5 protein-coding genes are annotated in these 3,557 nt (G+C 31.3%); 4 read left to right on the top strand and 1 reads right to left on the bottom strand.

Annotated features, from left to right (window positions below; translation table 11 throughout):
* The 4 genes from ACIQZC_RS09995 to ctlX all read left to right on the top strand — a co-directional run.
* A partial coding sequence (locus ACIQZC_RS09995) for a citrate/2-methylcitrate synthase (RefSeq protein WP_396139079.1) occupies positions 1-229 on the top strand: 229 nt, incomplete at its 5' end.
* A gap of 122 nt (positions 230-351) precedes the next feature.
* Positions 352-1,266, top strand: a complete 915-nt coding sequence (locus ACIQZC_RS09990) for a dimethylarginine dimethylaminohydrolase family protein (protein WP_396139078.1) — start codon at positions 352-354, stop codon at positions 1,264-1,266.
* Positions 1,267-1,325: 59 nt separating this feature from the next.
* On the top strand, positions 1,326-1,694 hold the full coding sequence (locus tag ACIQZC_RS09985; RefSeq protein WP_396139077.1) for a four helix bundle protein: 369 nt from the start codon (positions 1,326-1,328) through the stop codon (positions 1,692-1,694).
* Between the two features lie 80 nt (positions 1,695-1,774).
* Positions 1,775-2,710 carry a citrulline utilization hydrolase CtlX gene (gene ctlX, locus ACIQZC_RS09980; protein ID WP_396139076.1) on the top strand — a complete coding sequence of 312 codons (936 nt, stop codon included), beginning with the start codon at positions 1,775-1,777 and terminating at the stop codon, positions 2,708-2,710.
* A 119-nt stretch (positions 2,711-2,829) separates the two neighbouring features.
* Here ctlX and ACIQZC_RS09975 read toward each other — a convergent pair whose 3' ends face one another.
* Positions 2,830-3,453: a MarC family NAAT transporter gene (locus tag ACIQZC_RS09975; RefSeq protein ID WP_396139075.1), complete on the bottom strand. Its 624-nt coding sequence runs from the start codon at positions 3,451-3,453 to the stop codon at positions 2,830-2,832.
* Between the last annotated feature and the right edge of the window lie 104 nt (positions 3,454-3,557).

The following is a 3,557-nucleotide window of genomic DNA, read 5'->3' as shown; positions in this document are numbered from 1 at the left end:
TTTCAAATCTAGAAACTTATATCCAAACGTAGATTTTTATTCTGGAATAATTTACCGTGCTATGGGAATTCCGGTTGAAATGTTTACCGTTTTATTTGCCATTGGTCGTTTACCTGGATGGATAGCACAATGGAAAGAAATGCGCATTAACAAAGAGCCAATTGGTCGCCCAAGACAAGTGTACACTGGGTATCCGTTGCGCGATTTTAAAGAGGTTAATAACAGATAATTTTAAACCCATCGTTTGATGGGTTTTTTTATTTTACACGTTTTTTTGGACTCACTTTCTCAATTCAATTTACTATATTTGCTTTAGAGCGAAAACCAATAAGCACAACTAAAAAATAAAGTATGTTACCTTTAAATGTTAAAAACGAAACTTCCCGATTAAGGGCGGTGGTGTTAGGAACTGCAATAAGTAACGGTCCAACCCCTACAATTGAAGAAGCCTATGATCCAAAGTCATTAGAGCACATTAAAGCAGGAACTTATCCTGTTGAAGTTGATATGGTGAATGAAATGGAGGCTTTTAATGCAGTGTTCCAAAAATACGATGTTAAAGTTTTTAGACCTCAAACTATTGATAATTACAACCAAATTTTCGCAAGAGATATAGGTTTTGTAATTGATGATGTATTTATAAAAGCGAATATATTACCCGATCGTGAGCGTGAATTAGACGCTATTCAGTATGTAATTGATCAAATAAATACAAAAAAAGTAGTCCGTCCTCCAGAAGAAGTGCATATCGAAGGCGGCGATGTAATGCTTTGGAATGATTATATTTTTATTGGAACTTACAAAGGTTCAGATTATAAAGATTACATTACTGCTAGAACCAATTGGCAAGGAGTCAACTATATTAAAGAATTATTTCCAAATAAAATAGTTAAGGAATTTGATTTAGTAAAATCTAAAATAGAACCTCGTGATAATGCTTTACATTTAGACTGCTGTTTTCAACCAGTAGGAACAAATAAAGGGATTATTTATAAAAGCGGTTTCCGCGAAGAAGCTGATTATATGTTTTTAGTGAATTTGTTCGGAAAGGAAAATCTGTTTCACATTGAAAGAGAAGAAATGTATCACATGAACTCCAATGTATTTTCCATTGCACCAGATGTCGTAGTTTCTGAAAAGAATTTTACTCGATTAAACAACTGGCTTCGCAAAAACGGATTTACGGTTGAAGAAATTCCGTATGCCGAAATTGCCAAACAAGAGGGCTTGTTAAGATGTTCAACTTTACCATTAATTAGAGAATAAATAAAAAGTTATCTGTTTTCTGTTTTCAGTTTTTTAGTGTTGTGTAATAAAATTTGGTTATGAAGAGTTATGAAGATTTAGATATATACAAGATAAGTTTGTCTTTGTTTTATGAAGTTCATCCCGCATCACTTTTATTACCAAAGTATGAATTATATGAATTAGGTAGTCAATTAAGAAGGTCATCAGATTCAGTTAATTCAAATATAGTTGAAGGTTATGGAAGAAAACGATATAAAGCAGATTTCATTAAATTTTTAGTTTATTCACATTCAAGTTGTTTAGAAACAAAAGGACATTTGTTAAAAATAAAGAATTTATATGTTGGTTTGATTCCAGAAATTGAAAGATATATTAATGATTATGATATTTTAGGAGCTAAGATTTTTAATTTTATCAAATATGTTGAAAACAACTGGCAAACCTAATAAATTATTAATTACCTACAACCATTTACACAAAGCTGAAAACCGATAACAAATAACGGATAACCGATAACAAGAAAAACATGAACCAAACCACTAATTCCATATTGATGATTCGTCCGGTAGCATTCCGAATGAATGAACAAACTGCTGTAAATAATTATTACCAAAAAGTTTTGGATAATTTAACGCCAACTTCAGTTAATGCTAAAGCGCAAGAAGAATTTGATACTTTCGTTCAAAAATTAAAAATGATCGGGTTGCACGTTATCGTAGTTGAAGACACGCTAAGTCCTGATACACCCGATAGTATTTTTCCAAATAACTGGATTTCGTTTCATGAAAATGGCGATGTTGTTTTGTATCCAATGTTTGCCGAAAATCGTCGTTTAGAGCGTCGCGAAGATGTTTTAGATAATTTAGAAGCAGCGGGATTTCTTATTAATGAAATAATGGATTATACTTCAGCAGAAGAAGATGATGTTTTCTTAGAAGGAACCGGAAGTATTGTTTTAGATCGAGCCAATGGAAAAGCATATTGTGCTTTATCGCCAAGAGCAGATGAAGAATTATTTATTGAATTTTGCGAAGATTTTGAATTTACACCTGTAATTTTTGAAGCTTTTCAAACAGTAAATGGAGAAAGAAAACACATTTATCATACCAATGTAATTATGTGTGTTGGCGAAACATTTGCAGTTATTTGTGCCGATTGTATTGATGATAAAAAAGAGCGTAAAATGGTTTTGGATAGTTTAAAAGGTGATGAAAAAGAGGTAATTCTAATCACCGAAGACCAAGTGAATAATTTTGCTGGAAATATGCTCGAAGTCAAAGGAACAGATGATAGAAGATATTTAATTATGAGTGCATCGGCAAATCAAAGTTTGACTAAAAAACAAATTGCGCAATTAGAGGAGCATGTTATTATTGTGAGTTCGAGTTTAGATACAATTGAAGCGTGTGGAGGTGGAAGTGCTCGTTGTATGATGGCTGAAATTTTCTTACCAAAGGAGTAAATTTCAATATAAAAAATTCCAAATTCCAAAAGTGGTTTTATTTAACTTTTGGAATTTGGAATTTTTTTAGTCTGTGTCCAATAATTGGAATTTGGAATTTTACTTTTGGAATTTATTAATTAAACACCTCTTACAATACTCAAAACTGAACTTATGATGTATTGAATACCAATTGCTATCGTTAAAAATCCAATAATTCTTGAAATAGCCACAATTCCTGAAGCTCCTAATATTTTAGCTAAATAATGGGCACTTCTCAAAACAAAATAAATCGCAAAAGCAACCACAAAAATTGCTAGTGTAGAAATAATGATTTCATTGGTGCTATGATGATCTTGATAATAAGCAATTAATAGCGAAATAGACCCCGGACCTGCTAACATTGGCATTGCTAAAGGAGTAAGTGCAATATCATTTCTATTGTGTGCATCTTCTTCGGTTTTCTTGTCAATTCCTTTATTTTTAGAAAATTTTCCATTCAATAACGAAAAACCAGAACTAGCAATAATTATTCCTCCTGCAATTCTTAGTGCCGTAATTGTAATTCCAAAAAATGATAATACATATTGACCAATAAAAAAGGATACTAAAAGTATAATAAACACATTAAATGCAGTCCAAAGCGAAACTTTAGATCGCTCTTTCTTAGTGTAATCTTGGGTTAGTCCTACGAAAATAGGTACTGTTCCAATTGGGTTTAATACCGAAAAAAGTGCTGCAAATAAATAAACGAATACTTCCATATCTGATTTTTTGTAAAGATACAAAACAATTTTAGAGTGAAATAAAATTTTAGAATTCTATCGGTAATTGTGTAAAGATTATTTCATAAATTTATAAAAAATAT

This window comes from Flavobacterium sp., from assembly GCF_044338735.1.
In the GTDB taxonomy this organism is placed as follows: domain Bacteria; phylum Bacteroidota; class Bacteroidia; order Flavobacteriales; family Flavobacteriaceae; genus Flavobacterium.
Note: the sequence above shows the minus strand (reverse complement) of the source record. Positions and strands in the feature narration are given on the sequence as shown.

Coding starts and splice junctions, on each gene's coding strand:
- ACIQZC_RS09990 (WP_396139078.1), top strand. CDS start 352: ATGTTACCTTTAAATGTTAAAAACGAAACTTCCCGATTAAGGGCGGTG.
- ACIQZC_RS09985 (WP_396139077.1), top strand. CDS start 1,326: ATGAAGAGTTATGAAGATTTAGATATATACAAGATAAGTTTGTCTTTG.
- ctlX (WP_396139076.1), top strand. CDS start 1,775: ATGAACCAAACCACTAATTCCATATTGATGATTCGTCCGGTAGCATTC.
- ACIQZC_RS09975 (WP_396139075.1), bottom strand. CDS start 3,453: ATGGAAGTATTCGTTTATTTATTTGCAGCACTTTTTTCGGTATTAAAC.